This is a genomic window from Micromonospora sp. NPDC005237 (genome assembly GCF_040607775.1).
Lineage (GTDB): Bacteria > Actinomycetota > Actinomycetes > Mycobacteriales > Micromonosporaceae > Micromonospora.
Window position 1 is genome coordinate 98138 of the sequence record NZ_JBEXHJ010000011.1, and the last position, 18921, is coordinate 117058.

The window sequence follows — 18921 nt, forward strand, 5'->3', positions numbered from 1 at the left end:
GGTCAGCCCACGTCGAGGGGGTCGGCGAGGAGCCGTTCGAAGGCCAGTTCGGCGGCGCCGATCAGGGGCGCGTCCTCGCCCAGTTTGGGGGTGCGCAACCGGACGTGTTCCAGGCAGGCGCCGAGGGCGTTGGAGTTGAGTCGACTGCGGATCTGGGCCGCCGCGGCGAGGTAGAGGTCCCGCATGGTGCCGCCGAAGATGACCATCTCGGGGTTGAAGACGTTCACCAGGTTGGCCACCCCGAAGCCCAGCCAGTCACCGGCCTTGCGGACCGCCGTCTGGGCGCGGGCGTCTCCCCGGTCGGCGGCGTCGAAGACGGCCAGCAGCGCGTCGCGGCCCCGGGCGTCGGATCGTCCGGCCGCGCGGAGCAGGCCGTGCTCGCCGATCTCGGTCTCCCAGCAACCCCGGGCGCCGCACTCGCAGGGCATGCCGTCACGGACCACCTTCATGTGGCCGACCTCGCCGCCGTACCCGCCGTGTCCGGTGAGTCGACGCCCGCCGGCGATGATGCCGGCGCCGACGCCGACGTCGCCGTACAGGTAGATGACGTTGTCGCAGCCGGCCGCGACCCCCCGGGCGTGCTCGGCGAACGCCGCCACGTCGGCCACGTTGCCGACCGTGACCGGCACGTCGAGGCCCAGTTCGGCGCCGAGCGCGGCGCCGATCGGCTCGTCCACCCAGCCCGTGGTGGGGCCGAGCCGGACCAGGCCGTCCTCGCGGCGGACCATCCCGCAGACCGCGACGCCGGTGCCGACGCAGATCGCGTCGGCGGGCACCGCCTGCTGCATCTCCTTGACCGCACCGGCGAGCAGCGGCGCGGCCTCGGCGGCCAGCAGCCCGCGCGGTCGGTCCAGCTCCCGGCGGTCCAGCACCGCGCCGCCCAGGCCGACCCGGGCGGCGCGCAGCCGGTCCACCTCGACGGAGTACGCGTACGCGTACACCCGGGCCGACTCGGGCCGGACGACCAGTGACGGCCGTCCGGCCCGGCCGGTCTCCTTCGGTGTTCCCTCGCTGACCAGTCCGACGCCGGCCAGGTCGGCGGTGAGCGCGCCGATGGTGCTCCGGTTCAGCCCCAGGGTGGTGGTGAGTTCGGCGCGGGTGGTCGCCCCGTGGACGTGCACGTGCCGCAGCAGGGCCCCGAGATTCTGCCGCCGGACCTCCTCCTGGCTGGGTGCCGGGCGCATGCTGGTGCTACCTCCCGCGCGGTCAGCGGGTGCCGGTGGCTGCCGCGCGGCGGCGGGAGAGGGCGTCGACACTGGCCGCGAGCAGCAGCACGACACCGGTGACCACGTACTTGACTCCCGCGCTGTACCCCATCAGGCCCATTCCGTTTTCGATGACCGCGACCACCGCGCCTCCCAGGACGGCGTCGAGGACGCGACCCTTGCCGCCGAAGAGGCTGGTGCCGCCGATCACCGCCGCGCCGACCGCGTAGAGCAGTACGTTACTGCCCCCCGTGTTCGGGTCGACCGAGTTGGCCCGGCTGGCGGCGACGATGCCACCGATGGCGGCCATGGACGAGCAGATGACGAAGACCGAGATCCGGATCCGGTCGACCTCGATGCCGGCCCGGCGGGCCGCTTCCCGGTTGCCGCCGACGGCGTAGATGTGCCGGCCGTAGCTGGTCCGTTGGAGTACGAACGTCCAGATGATCAGCAGCACCGCGATGACCGGCACCACGATCGGCACACCCTTGAGCGAGACGATCAGCACGTTGCGGCTGCGCTCCAGGTTGAGGACGTACACCGCCGTGCCGAGGATGACGGCGAGCACGCCGATCCGGAGCGCCACCACCGCGAGCGGGTCGGTGATCAGGCCACGGGCCACGCGGTTGCGGTGTCGCAGCAACTGCACCGCCGCGTAGCCGACGACCGCGAGGGCGGTCAGCGCCCAGCCCAGCGCGGGGGCGAGGTTGCGGTTGGCGATGGCGACCAGCACCTCGTCGCGGACCGAGATGTTGGTGCCCTCCTTCACGAGCAGCAGCACGATGCCCTGGAAGGCGAGGAAGCCGGCGAGGGTGACCACGAAGGACGGAATGCCGATCTTCGCGACGAGCAGGCCGAGGCTGGTGCCGATGAGCACACCGGTGGCGACCGCGGCCAGCACGGCGACCCACCAGGGGTACCCGAGCACGGTGACCACATTGGCCAGCACGGCCGCGCAGACGCCGCTGGCGAAGCCGGCAGAGAGGTCGATCTCGCCGAGCAGCAGTACGAAGACCAGACCCATCGCGATCAGCGTGACCGCCGCGCCCTGGGTGAAGAGGTTGGCGAAGTTGCCCGCCGACAGGAACGACGACGGCCGCATGATCGCGAAGACGGTGCAGAGCACGACCAGGCCGAGCACCGCCGGTAACGCGCCGACGTCGCCTCCGCGTACCCGGCTGAGGTAGTTGCGGACGTGGCTCCCGACGGTCGGCGGCGGTGTGACGGCTGCGGGGCCGTCCTTCCGCACGGCGGCGGTGGTGGTCATCGGACGCCTCCTGAGATCGAGTCGGCCGGCTCCGGGCCGTCGCCGTTGCTGCCCGGGTCCGTGGCGAGGCCGAGGCCTCCCGAGCGCCCGGCGGTGATCAGCTCAACCACCTGGGCGTGGGTGATGTCGGTGGTCTTCACCTGGGCGACCATCTGGCCGAGGTACAGCGCGGCGATCCGGTCGGAGACGGCGAAGACGTCGTTCATGTTGTGCGAGATGAGCACCACGGCCAGGCCGTTGTCGGCGAGGCGGCGGACCAGTTCCAGGACCTGGGCGGTCTGTGCCACACCGAGCGCCGCGGTCGGCTCGTCCAGGATGACGAGCTTGCTGTTCCACAGCACCGCTTTGGCGATGGCCACGGTCTGGCGCTGACCGCCGGAGAGGCTGGACACGTGCTGGCGGAGCGAGGTGACGGTACGGATGGAGAGCCCCGCCAGGGTCTCGGCGGCGAGCTGTTCCATGCTCGGCTCGTCCAGGACGATGCCCCTGTGCTTCTCCCGGCCGAGGAACATGTTCTGCACGATGTCCAGGTTGTCGCAGAGCGCGAGGTCCTGGTACACGACCTCGATGCCGAGGGCGGCGGCGTCGCGGGGACTGCCGATGTGCACCTGTTCGCCGTTGAACAGGACCTCGCCGGCGTCGGTGGGGTAGATGCCGCTGATGCACTTCACCAGGGTCGACTTGCCGGCGCCGTTGTCGCCGACCAGTGCGGTCACTTCGCCCGGGTGGACGGTCAGGGCGACGTCGCGGAGCACCTGGACGGGACCGAAGCTCTTGTCGATCCCGCGAAGTTCCAGCAGGGGGGTCGCGGACACGGGGTCTCCTTCTTAAGGGAGGGTCGGGGCCCGTCCGGCGGGCGCCGCCCGGCACGGGAGGATGCTCCCGTGCCGGGCGGCGATGGTCGTCCCGGCGGGTACTGCGGCGTCGGTCAGCTGATGCCGGCGTCGGCGCAGGCCTTGGCGTACGCCGCGGTGCAGACCTCTTCCTTGGTCACGTAGCCGTCGGCGATGACGTCCTTGACGTTGTCCTTGTAGATGGCCTTCGGCGTGAGCAGCACCGAGGGGACGTCACGGCCACCCTCCGGGTCCTTCACCGTCTGGCCGGTGTCCTTCTTCTCGCCCTTGGCGAGCGCGATGGCCAGGTCGGAGGCGGCCTTCGCCTCTTCGCGGACGGCCTTGTAGACGGTCATGCACTGGTCACCGGCGAGGATGTTCTGCAGGCCCTCGGTGCTGGCGTCCTGGCCGGTCACCGGCACCTTGCCGTTGAGCTTGTTCTTCCTCAGGATCGAGATGGCCGCGTTGCCGAGACCGTCGTTGGCGGCCAGCACGCCGTCGATCTTGCCGTTGGCCTTGGTGAGCTGCTGCTCGAAGATCGTCGTGGCCTGCGCGTTGTCCCAGGCCGGCACGGCGTCCTCGGGGCCCTTGACGTACTCCTTGGAGTCGAACTTCGGCTTCAGCACCGAGTCGTAGCCGGCCTTGAACAGGGTGGCGTTGTTGTCGGTGGGGGAGCCGTTCAGGTACGCCACGACGGGGTTCTTGGCGTTCTTCTCAGTCAGGCACTTGGACAGGCCCTCGCCCTGGAGCTTGCCGACGGTCTCGTTGTCGAAGCTGACGTAGTACTGGGCGGAGCCGCCCAGGGTGAGCCGGTCGTAGTCGATGGTGGCGACGCCCTGCGACTTGGCCTTGTCGAGCACGGCCTTGCCGGTGCCGGAGTCCAGGTTGACGATCATCAGAACGGTGACGCCGCCGGTGATCATCTGGTCGGCGATGGTCTGGAAGGCGGTCTTGTCGTTCTGGGCGTTCTGGATGTCGGACTGGACGCCGGCGGCCTTGAACGCCTCCTCCAGGAACCGACGGTCCGCGGTCTCCCAGCGGACGGAGGACTTGCTGTCCGGGAGGATGACGCCGATCTTGGGGGTCTTGGCGGAGCTGGCCTTGTCGGAGCCGGAGTCGTCGCCGCAGGCGGTCAAACCGCCGGTCGCGAGCAGGCCCACGGCGGCGATGGTGAGGATCCCCTTACGCATGTGCAGGGTCCTTTCGGAGGTGGGGGAGGTGTTGTTTTGTTGTGTCCGGCAACGTATTTCGCGTCACACTGGTCCCACAAGACCGCGCAGGTGCCAAGTTTGTTGGAAGCGATAACAATTCAGCAACGCGACTGTTACTCCCCGCGTATGCCATGCGGGAGTCGACGTAACGACTGTCGTCAGTGGGTCTGCAACGGCGCGGCGCGGGCGTCGGTCAGCGCCACCAGATCCGCTGCGGCCAGTTCGAGTTGCAGACCGCGCCGACCAGCCGAGACGTAGATCGTCGGCAGATCCAGCGCGGATTCGTCCAGCACTGTGGGCAGGCGCCGGCGCTGCCCGAGCGGGCTGATCCCGCCGCGCACGTAGCCGGTGGCCCGCTCGGCGACCGCCCGGTCGGCCATCGTCGCCCGCTTGCCGCCGACCGCCGCCGCGAGCGCCTTGAGGTCCAGCTCGCCGGTGACCGGGACGACCGCCACGGTCAGGGCGCCGTCGACCTCGGTCACCAGCGACTTGAACACCCGCTCGGGTGCCACACCGAGCGCCTCGGCGACCAGCGCGCCGTAGTTCGGCGCGTCCGGGGAGACCCGGTACGGATGGGTGCGATACGCGATCCCACGCTTGACCAGTAGTGCCGTCGCCGGAGTGCCCTGTCCCGCCACAACGACGACGCTAGTGGACCGGGTGGCCGACCAACACGGTCGGGGCACCGGCGATCCGGGTGAGCACCAGGCTCGCCGCCTGGTCGCCGGCCAGCCGCAGATCCCGCCGCAACTGCTCCGGGGTGAGCGCGGAGCCCCGCTTGAGGATCTCCACCCGGCCCACCCGCCGTTCCCGCAGCAGTGCCCGCAGGCGCTTGAGCGAGAACGGCAGCACGTCGGTGATCTCCAGGCACCGGGCGTACGGGGTGGGCGTCGGCCGGTCGGCGTAGAGGTAGGCGATGCTCGGGTCACCCAGCGTGGCGTCCAGCTGGTCGGCCAGTTCGGCGACGAGGTGCGCGCGGACCACGGCCGGATCCGGGTCGTACAGGTAGCGGCGCGGTGGCCCGACCGGCGCCTCGGTGGCGCCCGAGCCGGTGAGCTGGAAACGGTGCGTCTCGGCGCCCACCTGCCGGTAGAGCGTGGCGCGGCGGGGCACCTGGGCCAGGTCGCCACACCAGAGCGCGGCCTCGACCAGGTCGCCGTCCACGCCTACCCACTCCGCCTCCGCGTCGGCCGGGATGAGCGCGTGGTCCAGGCCCGGCGCCACCTTCACCACCGTGCGCGGCACCCGTTCCGCGAGCCCGGTGACGAAGTCCCACGGTGGCGAGTAGGCGCGCGGGTCGAAGATCCGCCGACCGGTGCCGCTCGTACGTCGGGCCGGGTCACAGAAGACCCCGTCGACCCGGGAGACGTCGAACGCGGTGGCATCGCCGCACTCGACGGTGAACAACTCGGCCAACCCCGCGGCGGCGGCGTTGGCGGCGGCCATCGCGGCGGTCACCGGGTCGGCCTCCACCCCGTACACCCGGATGCCGGCGCGGGCGGCGGCGAGCGCGTCGGCGCCGAGGCCGCAGCCGAGGTCGGCCAGCGTGCGCACGCCGGCCGCGCGCAGCCGCTCGGCGCGGCGGTCGGCGACGACCCGGCGGGTGGCCTGCTCCAGCCCGGCGCGGGTGAGGAACATCCCGGCGGCGGCCGGGCCGAACTTGCCGACCGCCCGGTGGCGCAGCTCGGCCTGGGTGAGCGCCGCCGCGGCCAGCGCGGGCGGCACCCCGCCGGCCCGCAGCGCCGACGCCGCCGTCAGTGGATCACCGCCGGCCAGCTCGGCCGCCGCCGAGAGCGCGGCCGACCCCTCGGGGGTACGCAGCGCCGCCAGCTGATCGAGATCCACCCCACCATTCTCCCGGCCGAGGCGGAAATACCGGCTGGCGGGGCGCGACGCGCTGGCACTCTCCTTGACGGAGTGCTAGCCACGGAATAACCTGCGATTAGCACTCTCACCCTGAGGGTGCCAGCTTCCGGGTCTCGCGACCCGGGTGCGCACGCCAGGCGGACCGGCACCCGCGACGACGGCCCCGCCCGGTGGCATGAGGCAGATTGACGCTGGTCAGCCCCGCTGGCCGGCAACGAAACCAGTAGTACCCCAGGAGGGTATGCCCGTGACTACCGCGACCAAGGTTGCGATCAAGCCGCTCGAGGACCGCATCGTGGTCCAGGCGAACGAGGCTGAGACCACCACGGCGTCGGGCATCGTGATCCCCGACACCGCCAAGGAGAAGCCGCAGGAGGGCACCGTCCTCGCTGTGGGCCCGGGGCGCGTCGACGACAACGGCAACCGGGTTCCGGTTGACGTGCAGGTCGGCGACACCGTCCTCTACTCGAAGTACGGCGGCACCGAGGTCAAGTACGCCGGCGAGGAGTACCTGGTGCTCTCCGCCCGCGACGTCCTCGCGGTCATCGAGAAGTAAGCAACCGATCAGTGTCGCTGCCCCGGTCCGGCTCGCCGGGCCGGGGCAGCTTCGCTTCGAAGGGACATACATGGCGAAGATCCTGAGCTTCTCGGACGACGCCCGGCACCTGCTGGAGCACGGTGTCAACGCCCTCGCAGACGCGGTCAAGGTCACCCTCGGCCCGCGCGGGCGCAACGTCGTCCTGGACAAGAAATTCGGTGCGCCGACGATCACCAACGATGGTGTGACCATCGCCAAGGAGATCGAGCTCACCAACCCCTACGAGAACCTCGGCGCGCAGCTGGTCAAGGAGGTGGCGACCAAGACCAACGACGTCGCCGGCGACGGGACCACCACCGCGACCGTGCTGGCGCAGGCGATGGTCCGTGAGGGCCTGCGCAACGTGACCGCCGGGACCAACCCGGCCGGCCTCAAGCGGGGCATCGACGCGGCGGCCACCAAGATCTCCGAGGCGCTGCTCGGCCGCGCCGTTGAGGTCGCTGACAAGAAGTCGATCGCGAACGTGGCGACGATCTCGGCGCAGGACGCCACCATCGGCGAGCTGATCGCCGAGGCGATGGAGCGGGTCGGCCGCGACGGTGTCATCACCGTCGAGGAGGGCTCGATGCTCACCACCGAGCTGGACGTGACCGAGGGTCTCCAGTTCGACAAGGGCTTCATCTCGCCGAACTTCGTCACCGACCTGGAGGGTCAGGAGTCCGTCCTGGAGGACGCGTACATCCTGGTCACCACCCAGAAGATCTCGGCGATCGAGGAGCTGCTGCCGCTGCTGGAGAAGGTCCTGCAGAACAGCAAGCCGCTGCTGATCATCGCCGAGGACGTGGACGGTCAGGCGCTCTCCACCCTGGTGGTCAACTCGCTGCGCAAGACCCTCAAGGTCTGCGCGGTCAAGGCCCCGGGCTTCGGCGACCGGCGCAAGGCCATGCTCCAGGACATCGCGATCTCCACCGGCGCCGAGCTGGTCGCTCCGGAGCTGGGCTACAAGCTCGACCAGGTCGGCCTGGAGGTGCTCGGCAGCGCCCGGCGCGTCGTGGTCGACAAGGAGAACACCACGATCGTCGACGGCGGCGGCCAGAAGGCTGACGTCGACGACCGGGTCTCCCAGATCCGCAAGGAGATCGAGGCCTCCGACTCCGACTGGGACCGGGAGAAGCTGGCCGAGCGGCTGGCGAAGCTCTCTGGCGGCATCGCCGTGATCAAGGTGGGTGCGGCGACCGAGGTCGAGATGAAGGAGCGCAAGCACCGCATCGAGGACGCCATCGCGGCGACCAAGGCCGCGGTCGAGGAGGGCACCGTGCCCGGCGGCGGCGCCGCCCTGGTGCAGATCCTTCCCGTGCTCGACGACGACCTGGGCTTCACCGGCGAGGAGAAGGTCGGCGTCTCGATCGTGCGCAAGGCGCTGGTCGAGCCGCTGCGCTGGATCGCGCAGAACGCCGGCCACGACGGCTACGTCGTGACGCAGAAGGTCGCCGACATGCAGTGGGGCCACGGCCTCGACGCCGCCACCGGCGAGTACGGCGACCTGGTCAAGGCCGGCATCATCGACCCGGTGAAGGTGACCCGCAACGCGGTCACCAACGCCGCCTCGATCGCCGGTCTGCTGCTCACCACCGAGAGCCTCGTGGTGGAGAAGCCGGAGCAGGCCGAGCCGGCCGCCGCCGGTGGGCACGGCCACGGCCACGGTCACCAGCACGGCCCGGGCTTCTGACCCGGTAGCGACACCCGCCCCGGGGCACACCGTCGTACGGCGGTGTGCCCCGGTTCGTCTCCGCGATCATTACCAAGCGCTGACATGGTTGGCGACCCGGCGGATTGATCGCGCACACTGGGCCGATGAGCACCACGTCGCGGCGGTACGCCGCGCTGGCCGGAGTGACCGCCGCCGCCGTCGCGATCGGGATCGCGGAGCCGGTGGCGGTGCTGACGGGCCCCCGGTCGGCGCCACTGGTCGCGGTGGGCGGGGTGGTCGTCGACGCCGTCCCCGAGCCGCTCAAGCAGTTCGCCATCGACGTCTTCGGCACCGCCGACAAGATCGCCCTGCTGATCGGAACGGCCCTGCTGCTGGGCGCCTTCGCCGCGCTGCTCGGAATGGTGGCGGTCCGCCGGCTGGCCCTGGGCCTGGCCGGCATCGCGGCGTTCGGCGTCGTCGGTGTGGCCGCCGCGCTGACCCGCCCCGGCGCGGACGTCTTCGACGCGCTGCCGTCGCTGGTCGGTGGCGGGCTCGGCGCCCTGGTGCTCTGGCTGTTCATCGCCGGCCCGTTCGAGCTGGACCCCTGGCCCTGGACCCCACCCGCCACCTCCCGCCCGGCAACCCCGCCGGCTGCCGGTCGTGGTGAATGGCCGGTGTCGCCCGCCGGGCCGACGGAGGGCCTGCCGGTCCCGGTGACCCCCGCCGCCCCGCCGGCGCCGGTGACCCCGGCCGCGCCGGCCGCGACTGTCGATCCGGAGTCGCGCCGGCGGTTCCTGACCGGCACCGGCGTGCTACTCGGCACGGCCGCCGTGGCCGGTCTCGGCGGGCGCTGGCTGGCCGGGCGGCGCGGCGTGTCCGCCGCCCGGGACGCGATCCGGCTGCCCGCGCCGGTCGCCCCCGCACCGGCCGTGCCGGCGGGCGCGGACCTGTCGCTGGCCCAGCTCGCGCCGTACGTCACCCCGAATCTCGGGTTCTACCGGATCGACACCGCCCTGGTGGTGCCGCAGGTGGACCCGGAGACCTGGCGGCTGCGCATCCATGGCCGGGTGGGCATCGAGCGCACCTACAGCTACGCCGATCTGCTGGCCCGGCCGTTGGTCGAGCGGTACGTCACGCTGGCCTGCGTCTCGAACGAGGTCGGTGGGGACCTGATCGGCAACGCCCGCTGGCTGGGCGTACCCCTGCGGGAGCTGCTGGACGAGGTGCAGCCGGAGGAGGACGCCGACCAGGTCGTCGGCCGCTCGGTCGACGGTTGGACCTGTGGCACCCCCACCGCCGCGCTCCGCGACGGACGCGACGCGCTGCTGGCGATCGGCATGAACGGCGAGCCGCTGCCGGTCGAGCACGGGTTCCCGGTCCGGATGGTGGTGCCGGGCCTCTACGGCTACGTGTCGGCCTGCAAGTGGGTGACCGAGCTGGAGCTGACCCGGTTCGCCGACTTCGACGCGTACTGGGTGCCGCGTGGTTGGTCCGCCCAGGGCCCGATCAAGACCCAGTCGCGCATCGACGCGCCGCGACGGCGCAACCGGTTGACCGCCGGTCCGGTGACGGTGGCCGGTGTGGCCTGGGCGCAGCACCGGGGCATTCGCCGGGTCGAGGTACGCGTCGACGACGGCCCCTGGCAGGAGGCGCAGCTCGCCCCGACGGTGTCGGTGGACACCTGGGTGCAGTGGTCCTGGCGCTGGGACGCCACGCCGGGCGAGCACCGGCTCCAGGTCCGGGCAACGGACGCGACAGGCGAGACCCAGACCGAGCGCACGCAGAGCGTCGCCCCGGACGGCGCCACCGGCTGGCACACCGTCCCAGTCAACGTCCACTAACCCCCACCCCACCCCCACCCGCCTGACCCCTGGTGATCATGAAGTTATTGCCTCGATCGACGGCGTGTCGGGGCAATAACTTCATGATCGACGGGGGCAGGGGTGGGTGGGGGTGGGGTGGGGTGGGGCAGGCGCGCGGAACCGCGCTCCCGCTGGGCGGGGGCGCGGTTCGCGGTGTTCGGGGTGGGTGCCGGGTCAGGCGACGTTGCGCTGGGCCGGGACCGTCGACTTGTGCGGGCGGCCCAGTCGCGCCTCCAGGCGGGCGACGTCGACCCGGATCTGCCGGCGGTCGGCCAGGTCCTCCCAGCCGACGGCGAGCAGGCGCAGCCGCTCCGACTCGCTGAAGCCGCCCCAGACGCCGTACGGCTCGCGGACCGACAGGGCGTGCGCGGCGCACTCGGCGCGGACCGGGCAGGCCCGGCAGACCGACTTGGCGGCGGACTCCCTGCGCAGCCGGGAGGAGCCCCGCTCCCCGTCCGGGTGGAAGAACTGGGCGCTGTCCCGGCCCCGGCAGGCACCGAGCCGCTGCCAGTCCCAGAGATCGACGATGGGTCCGGGCAGTCTACGTACGTTCGACATCAGCACCCCTCCTCCCGCGCGGCACCGCGAGACTCTTGTGGCCGGCTTCCGGGCGGCGGGCCGCGCAGGCGCACCGTTCCCGGCCTGGACCTCCCGGTACCCGGGCTGCCGCCGGCTCACACGTGTGTGATCCAAAACGTCTAGCAACTCGCGGCTTTTGCCCTATCTGTCGGAAAAGTTCAGATGATTGCCGGGAACCCCCTCCCCAGCCGACGCCGTCATGGTCTGCTCGTGTGCGGAGAGGAGACCACCACAGTGCGTACCGTTCTTGTGTGCGTTCGGACACCGCTCGCGGCTCAGCACCTCACTTCTGCTGCCGCGCGGCTGGGGTTGTCCGCGATCGTCCGTACCGCCGTCTCCGATCCCGAGGTGATGCTGCGACTCGCCGAGCGCCCGGCCGACGTGGTCCTGGCCGACACGGCTCTCACCCGGCCGGACAGCGCGGGTTTCGTCCGCCGGGTGCTGGCCCGCGCGCCGCAGGCCGCGGTCCTGCTGCTCGGCGCCGAGGAGTCCGAGGCCGCCGCCGCCACCATCAGCGCCGGCGCCCGGGGTCTCATCCAGAACGCCGACCACGACCTGACCAGCGCGGTCGCCAAGGCCCTGCTGCTGCTCACCGCACCCGGCCGAGCCTCCCGGCAGCGGGTCACCGACCCGGCCCGGGACACCGCGGCGGTCGGTGGGTCGGGCCGCTCCGCGCCATCGGTACGCGGCTCCGCCGAACCCGGCTGGACGGCCGCGCCCGGCGACGGGTCGCCGGGCATGCCGTCGGTGCCGGTGCAGCGGGGTGACGACGAGGTCGAGTCGGCGACCGACGGGTCGGCAGCCGGCCAGACCGACCCGACCCGGCCCGCCCCGAGCGCCCGCCCCAACCGGGCGTCGATCGGGCTCACCGAACGGGAACTCCAGGTGCTGCTGGGCATGGCCGAGGGCAAGAGCAACGCGGAGATCGGCCGGGAACTGTTCGTGTCCGAGGACACCGTCAAGACCCATGCGCGACGGCTGTTCCGCAAGCTCGGCGCCCGGGACCGCGCCCACGCGGTCGCCGCCGGCTTTCGTGCCGGCCTGGTCTCCTGACCCACGCGGCCCCGCCCCCGGCGGGGTCAGCCAGTGGTCACTCGCCGGTGGTGGCGGTGCCCGGTTCGTCCTCGGTGCCCTCGGTCAGGGTGTCGTGCACCCCGTCGGCGTACCCACGGGCGTAGTCCCAGGTCACGTAGTGGTCCGGGTCCGGGTCGTACGCCGGCTCGTGCACCCGGGGCCGCCCCGAGTTGAGCAGGTGCCGCAGGTTGCCCCGCAGCAGGTCCCAGTCGAAGTAGTGCGGTTCCCGGCAGTCCTCGCATTCGATGACCAGCCCGCGCACCCCGATTGGCGCCAGCAGGGCCTGGTAGATCTCCAGGTCGGCGAGGTCCTCCAGCACATCCTGCCGCTCGACGTCGGTCAGCGGATCCGGCGTCGCGTCGTCGCCCGGGTCGTCCAGGCCTGCGGTCGGGTCGGCCGGGTCGCCGTTGAACGGGTCGATGGGCTCGTCGTGCACCCCCTCACCGTAGACCCAACGCGGCGCGAACGTCCGCCCCCCGGCACCGCGCCCACGCGGCCGCCGCCGACGGAGGTCGCCCAGGTCACTGGGTACGATAGGACGACGTGCCGGCACCGTGGCGTGTTCCGGTGCCCGCCCGCGCCACCTCGCTGAAGCCCATCCGAGCAGCTCAGGAGAGCAATCGTGGAAAATTCGCCCAGCACCGATCTTCCGGCCGGCGTCGAGCACGCCGATCTGGGCGGCCACCTGCCCGAGCTGCCCGCCGGCTCGGCCCGGGTCGTTCCGCTCGGGCTCACCTTCGATGACGTGCTGCTCCAGCCGGGCGAGTCGGACGTCGTCCCCAGCCGGGTCAACACCCGGACGAAGCTCACCCGCGGCATCGAACTGACCGTTCCGCTGCTCTCCAGCGCCATGGACACGGTCACCGAGGCGCGCATGGCGATCGCCATGGCCCGCCAGGGTGGCATCGGCGTGCTGCACCGCAACCTCTCCGTGGAGGACCAGGCGCTTCAGGTCGACCTGGTCAAGCGCTCCGAGTCCGGCATGATCACCAACCCGGTGACCGCCAGCCCGGACGACACCCTGCGCGAGGTCGACGAGCTGTGCGGGCGCTACCGCATCTCGGGTGTCCCGGTGGTGGACGGCGATGGCCAGCTGGTCGGCATCGTCACCAACCGTGACATGCGTTTCGTCTCCGAACCGAGCACCCCGGTCCGCGAGATCATGACCCGGACGCCGCTGGTCACCGCCACGGTCGGGGTGAGCAAGGACGACGCGCTGGCGCTGCTGCGTCGCCACAAGGTCGAGAAGCTGCCGATCGTGGACGACTCGGGTCGGCTGCGCGGGCTGATCACCGTGAAGGACTTCACCAAGAGCGAGCAGTACCCGAACGCCACCAAGGACGACGCGGGCCGGCTGCGGGTGGCCGCCGCCGTCGGTGTCGGCGAGGACTCGTACAAGCGGGCCCGCACGCTCGTCGACGCCGGCGTCGACGTGCTGATCGTGGACACGGCGCACGGGCACCAGCGGGCCGTGCTGGACATGGTCCGCCAGCTCAAGAAGGACGTCACGATCGACATCGTGGGCGGCAACGTGGCCACGTACGCCGGTGCGCGCGCGCTGGTCGAGGCCGGCGCCGACGGGATCAAGGTGGGTGTCGGTCCGGGCGCGATCTGCACGACCCGGATCGTGGCCGGAGTCGGCGTCCCGCAGATCACCGCGATCATGGAGGCGGCCCGTGCCGCCCGCCCGGCCGGCGTCCCGGTGATCGGCGACGGCGGCATCCAGTATTCGGGCGACATCGCCAAGGCCCTGGTCGCCGGCGCCGACACGGTGATGCTCGGCAGCCTGCTGGCCGGCTGCGAGGAGAGCCCCGGCGAGCTGATCTTCATCAACGGCAAGCAGTACAAGGCGTACCGCGGGATGGGCTCGCTCGGCGCGATGCAGTCCCGGGGGCAGGCCAAGTCGTACTCGAAGGACCGGTACTTCCAGCAGGACGTGCTCGCCGAGGACAAGCTGGTCCCCGAGGGTGTCGAGGGGCAGGTGCCCTACCGGGGCCCGCTGTCCGCGGTCGCCCACCAGCTCACCGGCGGGCTGCGGGCCGCGATGGGGTACGTCGGCGCGGAGAGCATCCCCGAGCTGCACCGGCGTGGCCAGCTGATCCGGATCACGGCGGCGGGGCTCAAGGAGAGCCACCCGCACGACATCCAGATGACCGTCGAGGCGCCCAACTACCACTCCCGCTGACCATCCCCCAACAACCTGGAGTCCCCCATGCGTGACGTGGTCGAGATCGGGCTGGGCAAGACCGCGCAGCGCGGTTACCACCTGGACGACATCGCCATCGTGCCGAGCCGCCGGACCCGGGACGTCGACGACGTCTCGACCGCGTGGCAGCTCGACGCGTACCCGTTCGGCATCCCCTGTGTCGGGCACCCCTCGGACGCCACGATGAGCCCGTCCTCGGCGGTCCGGCTCGGTCAGCTCGGCGGTCTCGGCGTGCTCAACGTCGAAGGGCTGTGGACCCGCTACGAGAACCCGACGAAGGTGCTGGAGGAGCTGGCCGGCCTCGACGAGGACGCCCGCGCCACCAAGCGGCTCCAGGAGGTGTACGCCGAGCCGATCCGCCCGGACCTGATCGCCGAGCGGGTCCGCGAGCTGCGCGCCGGTGGCGGCACGGTGGCGGTGCGGGTCTCCCCGCAGCACACCCTGGCGCTCGCCCCGGTCATCCTGGACGCCGGAGTGGACATCCTGGTCATCCAGGGCACCATCGTGTCGGCCGAGCACGTGTCGACGACCGACGAGCCGCTGAACCTCAAGGAGTTCATCGCCGACCTCGACCTGCCGGTCATCGTCGGCGGCTGCACCGACTACAAGACGGCCCTGCACCTGATGCGTACCGGCGCGGCCGGCGTGATCGTCGGCATCGGCGGCGACGAGTGGTCGACGACCGAGTCGGTGCTGGGCATCCGGGTGCCGATGGCCACCGCGATCGCCGACGCCGCGGCGGCCCGTCGGGACTACCTCGACGAGACCGGCGGCCGGTACGTGCACCTGATCGCCGACGGCGACATCCAGACCTCCGGTGACATCGCCAAGGCCCTCGGCTGTGGCGCGGACGCGGTGATGCTCGGCGAGCCGTTGTCGCTCTGCGACGAGGCGCCCGCCGGCGGCGCCTGGTGGCACTCGGCGGCCAGCCACCCGTCGCTGCCCCGCGGCGCGTTCGAGGTCGCCGGTGAGCCGCTCGGGTCGATGGAGCAGCTGCTCTTCGGCCCGGCGGACGAGGCCGACGGTCAGCTCAACCTGTTCGGTGGGCTGCGCCGGGCGATGGCCAAGTGCGGCTACCGCGACCTCAAGGAGTTCCAGAAGGTCGGCCTGGTCCTCGACCGCTGACCTGCCGTTCAGACGCCGGAAGGCCGGCCCCGCCACGTTGCGGGGCCGGCCTCCGTCGTACCGGGGGCGTGCCGGGGGTGGGCCGGCGCGTCAGCCCTCGGTGAACTCGACCCAGTTCAGGTTGCCCAGGCCGCTGGTCGGACCGCCCGGTACGGCGGCGTAGACCAGGTAGAGCCGGTGCGCCCCGGCCGGCTGGTCCACCGGCACCGTGGTGCTGGTGAAGGCCGAGTTGCCGGTGGTCGCGTTCACCGTCGCGGTGGCGACGAGCGGGCCGGTGGGCGAGTCGAGCCGCAGCTCCACCGCCGCCCGGGGAGTGCCGGCGGTGGCCGCCGAGCCGCCGGAGTGCCGCAGGGTCACGCTGGACACCCCACCCAGGTTGATCGGGTCGAAGGCGATGTGGTCGCCCGGGTCGATCCCGCTGACGTGCTGCCCGCCGCCGGTGTCACCCGTGGTGGCGACCTCGACGCCCTGCTTCACCTGGGCGTACTCGGCCTGCTGCCGGGGTGTCTGGATGATCGCCTGGCCGACCGTGGTGAGGGGGGCCTGGCCGCCGCCACCGAGGTCGGTGTACGAGGCGCTGATCCCGCCGTACAGGTACCCGCCGGCGTGGTCACCGCCGTCGGCCGGGGTGGCGAGGGTGCCGGTGCAGCCGGTGGTGGAGCTGTCCGGGTGGCCGTGGCTGTCGTGGCCGAGGACGAAGGTCACGGTGACCCGTGCGCAGTCCACCGGCCCGTCCTCCGGGTCGGTCACCGTGACGGTGAACGGCACGCTCTCGCCCCAGGTGAAGAAGCTGCCGCTCACCGGGGAGGTGACGGTCACCGTGGGCGCGGTGTTGCCGACCACGATCTCCTTGGTGAGCACCGCGGTCTTCCCGCTGGAGTCGGTCACCGTCAGCTTCGCGGTGTACGTCCCGTTCGCGGTGTAGGTGAACGACGGGCTCGGGTCGGCCGAGTCGACAGTGCCGTCGCTGGTGAAGTCCCAGGCGTACGAGATGGACTCGCCCGGGTCCGGGTCGTAGCTGCCGGCCGAGGAGAACCGCACCGTCAGCGGTGCCGTCCCGGAAGTCGGTGTGGCGTCGAGCTTCGCCACCGGCGACCGCTTGCCCTTGACGTAGCGGATCACCGAGAGCTGGGCGTCGGGGTTGGCCCGGAAGAAGCCGTCGCCGTACTCCAGCAGGTAGAGCGAGCCGTCGGGGCCGAACTCCATGTCCATCGGGTTGTCGAACACGACGCCCGGCAGGAACTGCTCCACGCCGGTCAGGGTGCCCTTGCCGTCGGTGCGCATCATGAAGATCTTGTCGCGGGTGAACTCACCGAAGACCACTGCGTTCTGGTAGTACTCGGGGAACTTCACTTCGGAGGTCGACGCCGGGTCGTACGAGTAGATCGGGCCGCCCATCGGGCCGACGCCGCCGGTGCCGATGACCGGCCATTTGAAGTCGCAGCCGACCGGCGGGGTCTCCAGGTACGACCCGGCACACGGGGTGCGCCCGTCGAAGGTGTACCAGAACTGCGGCTGCTGGACCTTCGGCAGCACCCGCAGGCCGGTGTTGCGGGGTGAGTCGTTGACCGGGGCGCCGCAGTTGAACGGGGCGCCGGAGGTCCGGGTGACGAAGTCGTAGTCGATGTACGGCAGGCTGGGCGAGTAGCAGTACGGCCAGCCGTAGTTGCCGGCCTTGTTGGTGGCGAACCAGCGGCCGGTGCCGTCCGGGCCGCGGGTGGCGCTGGGTACGCGGGAGTCCGGCGAGTAGTCGCCCACGTAGACCATGCCCTTGGCGTCCACGTCGTACCGGAACGGGTTGCGCAGCCCCATCAGGAAGATCTCCGGCCGCGTCTTCCCGGCGGTGTCCTGCTCCTCGGGGAAGAGGTTGCCCTTGGGAACGGTGTACGTGCCGTTGGCCCGCACCTTGATCCGCAGCAGCTTGCCGCGCAGGTCGTTGGTGTTGGCGGCGGAGCGCTGCGCGTCGTAGCCGGGGCCCTGGGTCGGCGACTCGTTGATCGGGGTGTAGCCGTCGGAGCCGCCGGCGTTGGTGTCGTCCCCGGTGATCAGGTAGAGCAGCCCCTTGCCGTCGAACTTGACCTCACCGGCCACGTGGCAGCAGATGCCACGGTCGGTGTCGACCCGAAGGATCTGCTGCTCGGTGCTCATGTCCAGGTGCGGGGTGGGGGAGTCCACCAGCTTCACCCGGGAGAGCTGGTTGTAGCCCTTGAACCTGTCCCACACGGTCGGGTCGGTGGAGGTGACCGGCGCGTCGCCCTCGTTGACGCCGGGGGTGGCCGGGTTGTCGACCGGGGTGTTCAGCTTCGGCGCGTAGTAGATGTAGACCCACCTGTTGGTCGCGAAGTCCGGGTCGATCGCCACCGACTGGAGGCCGTCCTCGTCGTGCTGGTACACGTCGACGGTGGTGATCACCGGGCTGGCGCCGGTGGCCGGGTCGTAGAGCCGGACCTCGCCGCCGCGGGTGTTGTGCAGCACCCGGCCGTCCGGCAGCACGGCCAGCGACATCGGCTCGCCTGGGTCGTCGTTGAGGGTGACCTTCTCGTAGTTGCCGAGCACGGTGGCGCCGCAGTCGCCCTCGACCACACCGGCGGACCACCGGATGCCGCCGAGCAGGTGCTCACGGAACTTCGCCGAGCGGTACGTCTCGATGCTGTGCCCGAGGCCGGTGTAGAAGGAACGGCCGCCCTGATAGTCCTTGCACCAGGTGACCGGGTGGTCGTACCCCATCGTGCCGCCGGTGTAGGTCTTCTCGTCCACGGTGGCCAGCACGTGCGCGGCGCCCCGGACGTTGCGGTCGAAGTTGTACCACTCCTCGGTGAGGGTGAGCGTGCGGGGCAGCGTCTCGGACGCCGGGTGGGCGCGGTCGGCCACGTCCACCACGCCGCGGCCGACCGGCGATGCGGCGGCCGCCTTCGCGCCGACGAGGTTCTGGTAGAAGGCCCAGTCCGGCTCGGTCTCCGCCGCCGCGTGGACGCCCACGTAGCCGCCGCCCGCCTTGACGTACGCCTCGAAGGCCGCCTCCTGGCTGGCGTTGAGTACGTCGCCGGTGGTGTTGAGGAAGACCACCGAACGGTACTTCGCCAGCTCGGCGGCGGTGAACACGGCGGCGTCGCGGCTCACCGTGACGGTGAAGTGGTTCGCCTTGGCCAGCTGCTGGATGGTGTCGACACCGTCGGTAATGGACGCCCGGCGCTCATCGGCGGTCTTGGTGAACACCAGCACCCGGTAGGTCTGCGGAGCGCGCACGGCGGCGCGGAGCGCGGCCGGTCCGTTCTCGACCACGGACGGCGCGATCGGGGGCGCGTCGTCGGCTGGCGCGGCGGTGGCGGGAACGGCGGAGGTGAGGGGGATGGTCAGGATGAGTCCAGCGGCGACGGCGAACCATCGTCGTCCGGTCGGTCGGGTCATCGTTCCTCCGGTGGTCGGCAGGCGCGTGGCATCCCCGGCCTGTTCGGGCCGGCAGCG

Annotated in this window: 15 protein-coding genes; 6 read left to right on the top strand and 9 right to left on the bottom strand. The window is 71.5% G+C overall.

The genetic code is table 11. The features are described from left to right. Positions 1-2: 2 nt before the first annotated feature. The 6 genes from ABZT87_RS27570 to ABZT87_RS27595 form a co-directional block, all read right to left on the bottom strand. Positions 3-1184: an ROK family protein gene (locus ABZT87_RS27570; RefSeq protein ID WP_354855344.1), complete on the bottom strand. Its 1182-nt coding sequence runs from the start codon at positions 1182-1184 to the stop codon at positions 3-5. A 22-nt stretch (positions 1185-1206) separates the two neighbouring features. Further along, positions 1207-2472 (bottom strand): ABC transporter permease, encoded by a 1266-nt coding sequence (locus ABZT87_RS27575; RefSeq protein WP_354855345.1) that lies wholly within the window; start codon positions 2470-2472, stop codon positions 1207-1209. Further along, on the bottom strand, positions 2469-3287 hold the full coding sequence (locus tag ABZT87_RS27580) for an ATP-binding cassette domain-containing protein (protein ID WP_355139149.1): 819 nt from the start codon (positions 3285-3287) through the stop codon (positions 2469-2471). The genes ABZT87_RS27575 and ABZT87_RS27580 overlap by 4 nt, the downstream gene beginning before the upstream one ends. 113 nt (positions 3288-3400) lie before the next feature. Further along, a complete protein-coding gene (locus ABZT87_RS27585) occupies positions 3401-4495 on the bottom strand; it encodes a substrate-binding domain-containing protein (protein WP_355139150.1) in 1095 nt (364 codons plus the stop codon). A 179-nt stretch (positions 4496-4674) separates the two neighbouring features. Then, a complete protein-coding gene (gene ybaK / locus ABZT87_RS27590; RefSeq protein WP_355068253.1) occupies positions 4675-5154 on the bottom strand; it encodes a Cys-tRNA(Pro) deacylase in 480 nt (159 codons plus the stop codon). A gap of 10 nt (positions 5155-5164) precedes the next feature. Next, positions 5165-6361 (bottom strand): methyltransferase domain-containing protein, encoded by a 1197-nt coding sequence (locus tag ABZT87_RS27595; RefSeq protein WP_355139151.1) that lies wholly within the window; start codon positions 6359-6361, stop codon positions 5165-5167. Positions 6362-6623: 262 nt separating this feature from the next. On the opposite strand from ABZT87_RS27595, the gene groES reads away from it, so the two are divergent. The 3 genes from groES to ABZT87_RS27610 all read left to right on the top strand — a co-directional run bounded on the left by groES (position 6624) and on the right by ABZT87_RS27610 (position 10451). After that, positions 6624-6938, top strand: coding sequence for a co-chaperone GroES (groES, locus tag ABZT87_RS27600; RefSeq protein ID WP_030330046.1), 315 nt, complete (start codon positions 6624-6626; stop codon positions 6936-6938). Positions 6939-7008: 70 nt separating this feature from the next. Then, positions 7009-8649, top strand: coding sequence for a chaperonin GroEL (gene groL, locus ABZT87_RS27605; RefSeq protein ID WP_355068452.1), 1641 nt, complete (start codon positions 7009-7011; stop codon positions 8647-8649). Positions 8650-8774: 125 nt separating this feature from the next. After that, on the top strand, positions 8775-10451 hold the full coding sequence (locus ABZT87_RS27610) for a molybdopterin-dependent oxidoreductase (RefSeq protein ID WP_355139152.1): 1677 nt from the start codon (positions 8775-8777) through the stop codon (positions 10449-10451). Positions 10452-10646: 195 nt separating this feature from the next. Here ABZT87_RS27610 and ABZT87_RS27615 read toward each other — a convergent pair whose 3' ends face one another. Next, the gene (locus ABZT87_RS27615; RefSeq protein WP_234589302.1) at positions 10647-11030 is read right to left on the bottom strand and encodes a WhiB family transcriptional regulator; all 384 of its coding nucleotides are present in this window, start codon (positions 11028-11030) and stop codon (positions 10647-10649) included. 255 nt (positions 11031-11285) lie between these two features. On the opposite strand from ABZT87_RS27615, the gene ABZT87_RS27620 reads away from it, so the two are divergent. Continuing rightward, positions 11286-12104 (top strand): response regulator transcription factor, encoded by an 819-nt coding sequence (locus ABZT87_RS27620; RefSeq protein ID WP_355068456.1) that lies wholly within the window; start codon positions 11286-11288, stop codon positions 12102-12104. A 37-nt stretch (positions 12105-12141) separates the two neighbouring features. Here the strand turns inward: ABZT87_RS27620 and ABZT87_RS27625 are convergent, their stop codons facing one another. After that, positions 12142-12561 carry a DUF5319 domain-containing protein gene (locus ABZT87_RS27625; RefSeq protein WP_354855353.1) on the bottom strand — a complete coding sequence of 140 codons (420 nt, stop codon included), beginning with the start codon at positions 12559-12561 and terminating at the stop codon, positions 12142-12144. Between the two features lie 186 nt (positions 12562-12747). On the opposite strand from ABZT87_RS27625, the gene guaB reads away from it, so the two are divergent. Continuing rightward, positions 12748-14310 (top strand): IMP dehydrogenase, encoded by a 1563-nt coding sequence (gene guaB / locus ABZT87_RS27630; RefSeq protein ID WP_354855354.1) that lies wholly within the window; start codon positions 12748-12750, stop codon positions 14308-14310. 27 nt (positions 14311-14337) lie between these two features. Beyond that, positions 14338-15456: a GuaB3 family IMP dehydrogenase-related protein gene (locus ABZT87_RS27635; RefSeq protein ID WP_354855355.1), complete on the top strand. Its 1119-nt coding sequence runs from the start codon at positions 14338-14340 to the stop codon at positions 15454-15456. A gap of 90 nt (positions 15457-15546) precedes the next feature. Here the strand turns inward: ABZT87_RS27635 and ABZT87_RS27640 are convergent, their stop codons facing one another. Beyond that, complete coding sequence (locus tag ABZT87_RS27640) at positions 15547-18864, bottom strand: ThuA domain-containing protein (protein WP_355139154.1); 3318 nt, start codon at positions 18862-18864, stop codon at positions 15547-15549. Positions 18865-18921: the final 57 nt, after the last annotated feature.

What these genes read in the sequence shown, in the direction of transcription:
- groL (WP_355068452.1), top strand. Translation starts at nt 7,009, where the DNA reads ATGGCGAAGATCCTGAGCTTCTCGGACGACGCCCGGCACCTGCTGGAG.
- ABZT87_RS27575 (WP_354855345.1), bottom strand. Translation starts at nt 2,472, where the DNA reads ATGACCACCACCGCCGCCGTGCGGAAGGACGGCCCCGCAGCCGTCACA.
- ABZT87_RS27585 (WP_355139150.1), bottom strand. Translation starts at nt 4,495, where the DNA reads ATGCGTAAGGGGATCCTCACCATCGCCGCCGTGGGCCTGCTCGCGACC.
- ABZT87_RS27615 (WP_234589302.1), bottom strand. Translation starts at nt 11,030, where the DNA reads ATGTCGAACGTACGTAGACTGCCCGGACCCATCGTCGATCTCTGGGAC.
- ABZT87_RS27610 (WP_355139152.1), top strand. Translation starts at nt 8,775, where the DNA reads ATGAGCACCACGTCGCGGCGGTACGCCGCGCTGGCCGGAGTGACCGCC.
- ABZT87_RS27570 (WP_354855344.1), bottom strand. Translation starts at nt 1,184, where the DNA reads ATGCGCCCGGCACCCAGCCAGGAGGAGGTCCGGCGGCAGAATCTCGGG.
- ABZT87_RS27640 (WP_355139154.1), bottom strand. Translation starts at nt 18,864, where the DNA reads ATGACCCGACCGACCGGACGACGATGGTTCGCCGTCGCCGCTGGACTC.
- ABZT87_RS27635 (WP_354855355.1), top strand. Translation starts at nt 14,338, where the DNA reads ATGCGTGACGTGGTCGAGATCGGGCTGGGCAAGACCGCGCAGCGCGGT.
- groES (WP_030330046.1), top strand. Translation starts at nt 6,624, where the DNA reads ATGCCCGTGACTACCGCGACCAAGGTTGCGATCAAGCCGCTCGAGGAC.